General features: G+C 68.5%; 4 protein-coding genes. All 4 read left to right on the top strand.

The window, feature by feature from the left end:
• A partial coding sequence (locus NTW26_03705) for a DUF2723 domain-containing protein (protein MCX7021380.1) occupies positions 1–1,869 on the top strand: 1,869 nt, incomplete at its 5' end.
• 64 nt (positions 1,870–1,933) lie between these two features.
• A complete protein-coding gene (gene secG / locus NTW26_03700; GenBank protein ID MCX7021379.1) occupies positions 1,934–2,302 on the top strand; it encodes a preprotein translocase subunit SecG in 369 nt (122 codons plus the stop codon).
• 173 nt (positions 2,303–2,475) lie between these two features.
• Positions 2,476–2,775 (top strand): hypothetical protein, encoded by a 300-nt coding sequence (locus NTW26_03695; GenBank protein ID MCX7021378.1) that lies wholly within the window; start codon positions 2,476–2,478, stop codon positions 2,773–2,775.
• A gap of 8 nt (positions 2,776–2,783) precedes the next feature.
• Positions 2,784–4,960 (top strand): M28 family peptidase (locus tag NTW26_03690; protein ID MCX7021377.1); only part of this gene is annotated, 2,177 nt, incomplete at its 3' end.

Raw genomic sequence — 4,960 nt, 5'->3', positions numbered from 1 at the left:
CTGACGGTCTTCTTTATGGCGCTGGCCCTCGCCGAGCTGGGGCGATTAAGCGACGGAGCCGAAAGACCGTGGCTGGCCGCCCTGGGCGCGATGGCCTTCGGTCTCTCGGCGACCCTGTGGACTCAGGCCTCCCTCACCGAGGTCTACACCCAGCACACCGCCTTCCTGGCGGCGGCGCTCTACGTTAGCTTGCGCGCCCGACGCCTCGCTTTGGCCCAAGAGCCCTCGGGGATGGAGACGGCCACGGCGGGCCTGGTCATCGGGCTCATGCTGGTCAGCCATAACGCCGGCTACGCGTACCTCCCGGCCCTGGCGCTCATCCTGTGGCCGGCCCTGAAGCGGTTGAACGCCGCGGGCTGGGGGCTCACCGTCGCCGCGCTGGGCCTCGGCCTCTCGACCTACCTCTACCTCCCCATCCGCGCCTCCACCGGGCCGCTCATCAACTGGTCTTCCCCGGACAGCTTCTACGGCTTCACCCGCAGCCTGAGCCAGTCGGTCTACGCCGACACGCCGCTCGCGCGCGACCTGGCCCGTCTCGGCGGGCAAATCGCCTGGATGGGGCGGACCTGGTGGGCCGACCTGGCGCCGGGGGCGACGCTCCTGGGTCTCGCCGGCCTGGCGGTTCTCGTCGGGAAGGGGAGGCGTCAGCTCTTCGCCGGGATGCTTCTGTTGTGGCTCCTGCCGGCGGCGCTGCTCCTGGCGATTAGCAACTACCCGGTGCCGCAGCTCGTGGGGTCCGGGGAGACGTTCCTTCTGACCGGGGCCTTCGTCTTCGCCGCCGGGCTCTATCTCGGGGCCGGGTGGCTCGCCCGGAAGTTCGAACACCGGGGAAGGGCGATGGCCGTCGGCGCGCTTTCTCTCGTCCTCGCCGCCACGGTTTTTTTCAGCCTCCCCCGGGCCGACCTGTCGAAGAGAACCGGGATGGAGGAGCTCGGCGCCGACCTCTTCGCCTCCTGCCCCCCCGGGGCCATCCTGGCCGTATCCATCGTCCAGGGCGACAGCTGCTACTTCGACGGCCTGGTTCGGCGCTACGCCGATGACCGTCGCCCGGACCTGGATGTCACCTCGGCCTACCAGGTGGGCGACCCGTGGTATCAGCGGGAGCTGGCCGACCGCGCGGGGCTCCTGCCGCCGGGGGAGGACGAGCAGATGCGGTTGTGGCGCTACGCCGGCGAGCACGCCCCCGACGTCCGAACGGCCCGGAGCTACGTGGACACCAGCCTCCTGGAGTTCTACTCCCGCGCCGCCCGACGGCCGCTGGCCCTGGCGGTGGACGTGGATTACTTCTATGGGCTTTCCCTGGCCCTGAAGGAGGACCGTGACGGGTTCGTCCCCCTGGGTCTCGTCGAGGTCTGGCGTCCCATCGAGGCCTACATCGCGACGGGGAATCCCGACCTGGGCCGGCAAACCCTGACCCGTACGCGCTGGGAAGTCCTGCGGTTCAAGCCCCGGCCCGAGGGCCCGCACAAATACGAGCGCGCCGCCACCGATTTCCTCCTCGGCCGGCTGGACGTGTTCGCCGAGGCGGCTTCAGCGGCGGGATACGCCCCCCGGGCCGCCGCGGCGGCAGTCCGCGCCGGGTGGTTCTCCCCCTTCATCCCCCAGCGCTGGAGCGTGGCGAAGGACGCCGCCGCCACCTGGACCGCCCTCGCCCGGGATCCGTCACCCTCCGACGTCCTGGTCGGCCGCTGCATCTTCTACGGCCTCTACGGCCGCGCGGCTCTCTACGCCCGCAGGCGGCTCGAGGAAGGAACGGCCGGCACCCCGGACATCTACGCCCTCTACGCGGAGAGCCTGATACTGGGCGACGAGGAGGGGGCGGACAGGTTCAAGAGTCTCCTCGATGCCATGACCGCCGTTGAACCTTGACGCGGGGAGCACCCTTCTGCTAAACTTCGCCCGCCTCGCGAAAGGGTAGAGGAGGTCGGCCCCTTTGATCATCGTCAACGTAGTCATCGTAATCCACATCCTCCTGTGCATCGGCCTAGCGTTATCCGTCCTCCTGCAGGCCGGCAAGGGCGGCGGGTTGTCCGGAGCCTTCGGCGGTGCGGGAACCCAAACAATTCTGGGGCAGCGCGGGGCGGCGACCTTCCTCTCCAAGCTCACCCGCTGGATGGCGATAAGCTACATGGTCATCTCCCTGCTGCTGGCCTTTCTCTACTCCTCGCCCAAGCGGGAGGAGGCCGCCTTGCCGAGCGGCGGGACCGAACAGACTCAGAAGGCCCCCGAGGCGGCGCCCATCGTGAACGAGGGATCCGCGCCGGCGACGAGCGGGGAGCAACCGGCCCCCGAGACTAAGTAAAAAAAAAGAGGGGCCCGGGCCCCTTTTTTTATTCGACTTGACCGAAACGCGTCCGGTCCGTTTATAATGAATGCGCCCACTCAAGGAGGCGTGGAAGATGCGGCTGATCGTAATCTTGTTTTTTCTGCCCGTCCGAGCCGAACACCTGGTACATAAGCACCACCGGGGACAACATGGGCGCCATCCCCTGCACCCTCTACCTCTGTGACGGGTTCATCTGCTTCCAGTCGGTCCTGGTCTCCATCCCCGAGCACAGCCACGGGGATCTTGGCGACCTGGCCGGAGTCCTGCTGCGCATCGGCCTCGAGAACTACATGGTCAAAGCGGTGATCAACGACTACAACAATGTGGAGCTGGAGGCGGAGTTCCCCGCGACATCCCTCTCCCGGGACGACTTCGTCGCGGCGCTGTGGATGATGCTGGGAACCGCGGATTCCGAGTACCCGCGGATAATCGAGAACGTGTACCGGTAGGGGGAAGGATGCGCGCCACCGTTTGGCTCCTCACCCTTCTTCACCTGGGGGCCTGGGCGACGCCGGGCCTCTTTTATTCCCCGGCGAGGCCCGAGACCTCCGTCTTCACCGTTCCCGCGGCCGGCGGCTGGCTCTATCTCGGCGAGACCACGCCGGGCGCCCGAAGGCTGGCCGACCACGAGCCCGGCTCGTACTACTACCTCTTCTACGGCCAGGCTCCGCCCGCGGGAGTCCAGGTCGTCGCCTCCTTCCCCGGCGTCCACCTGCTGCGCTCCGACGGGCTCCTGCCGGGATTTCCCGGCGGGGAGCTCCTGCTCTTACACCCCCTGCCCGGGGTTTCCCGGCCCTCCGGGATGCTCCAGGACACGCCCCCCGAGCCCTTCGGCGGGGGGTGGATAGACCCGGCGGTCGTCGCCAGGATCGACGAGGAGCACTACCTGGATCATCTCGAGGAGCTCACCGCCATCCCCACCCGCTTCTCCTTCTCTGCGGGATGCGCCCAGGCCGCCGAGCTTCTGATGACCACCCTGGGCGGGTGGGGCTACGAGCCCTACTACCACCTCTACGACCTGAACGGGGTGGGGACGGTGGACATCTGGGACGTCTCGGCCGTGGACGACAATACGGCCTACGCCGTGGGGCTGATGGTGGTCAAGACCGAGGACGGGGGACAGACCTGGCACGCCCTGGAGGATACGGCCGGCTATTCCACCCGCGCGGTGCTCTTCCTCGACGCGAACCGGGGGTTCACGGGGGGGTTGCGGACCATTCTCGCCACCGACGACGGCGGTGATACCTGGGAGGTCGTGGACCACGACTTCCCCTCGAACATCCGGGACATCGCATTCGCCGACGATGAGCACGGTTGCGCCTCCGGCCGAGGCTTCATCTCCAGGACGGACGACGGGGGGGATACCTGGAGGGAGGGCGACGCGCCCGACGCCCGGGACATGCTGGGGGTGGACCTGGCCGGTTCCCTGGGGCTGGCCGTGGGGGCGGAGGGACAGATTCTGCGCAGCGTGGACGGGGGAGAGACGTGGGGGGACGTGGACTCGGGGGTCGAGCGCAACCTCTACTCGGTGAGCATCAATCCGGGCACCGGCGACTCGTGGGTGGTCGGCGCGGCCGGCACCATCCTCCACTCCGGGGACGGCGGCCTCTCCTGGTCGGCCCAGGAAAGCGGATTCACCCAGTTCATCTACCAGGTCGAGTTCGTGGACGCACAGCACGGCTTCTGCGTGGGGGACAACCGCCACCTGTTCGAGACCACCGACGGCGGCGCGACCTGGACCGTCGTCCAGGGCTCGGACCGGGACCGCTTTCTCGCCCTGGACGTGCTGGACGACGACACCCTGTGGATCGGCGGCGGGGAACCGCCCTTCGCCTACGTTTCCACCGACGGCGGCGGGACGCTCGTCGGGGGTTACATAGACACCGAGGAGAGCCTGACCTGGCGGAACGTGGTCTGCGAGCTGCCGAGCTCGGGAGACGGCCCGGCCCTTCTCGTCACGGGGCATTACGACAGCATCTCCGATGATCCGCTCCATCTGGCGCCCGGGGCGGACGACAACGGCAGCGGCGTGTCCGCCTGCCTCGAGGTCGCGCGCGCCTGCCGGGGGCTCACCTTCGACACCCCCGTGCGGATCGTCCTTTTTTCCGGGGAGGAGCAGGGGCTGATCGGGTCGTCCTACTACGTGGCCGATCTGGCGGAGGGCGACGTCGGCGGCGTGTTGAACCTGGACATGTACGCCTACCGCGACGACGAGAACTACGATCTGGAGGTCTTCACCCGGGACGACTCCCTCTGGCTCTCCAGGGCCTACGACGACGGGTGCGGCTACACACCGGCCTTCGAGGTGGAGACGAACGACCCCGAATGGTATCGCTCGGACCACGCCAGCTTCTGGCGGGCGGGCATCCCCGCGGTTCACGTCACCGAGTACGCCGGCACCGAGAGCTACCCCTACTACCACACCACCGAGGACACCGTGGACAAGCTGGACCTGGTGCAGGGGGTGAGCGGCGCCCGGGCGGCGGCGGCCGCGGTGCTGCAACTGGTACCCCGCGAGGGGCAGGCCGGGGGGCTGGACGCGGCCTACGCTTTCCCGAACCCCTTCCGCCCCGGAGAGGGTAACACGACGGTCACCTTCCGCGACCTGCCGGCGGGCACGGACCTGCGCGTCTT

Source organism: bacterium, from assembly GCA_026398675.1.
Taxonomy (GTDB): domain Bacteria; phylum RBG-13-66-14; class RBG-13-66-14; order RBG-13-66-14; family RBG-13-66-14; genus RBG-13-66-14.
This window is presented reverse-complemented; position numbering and strand designations above follow the sequence as displayed.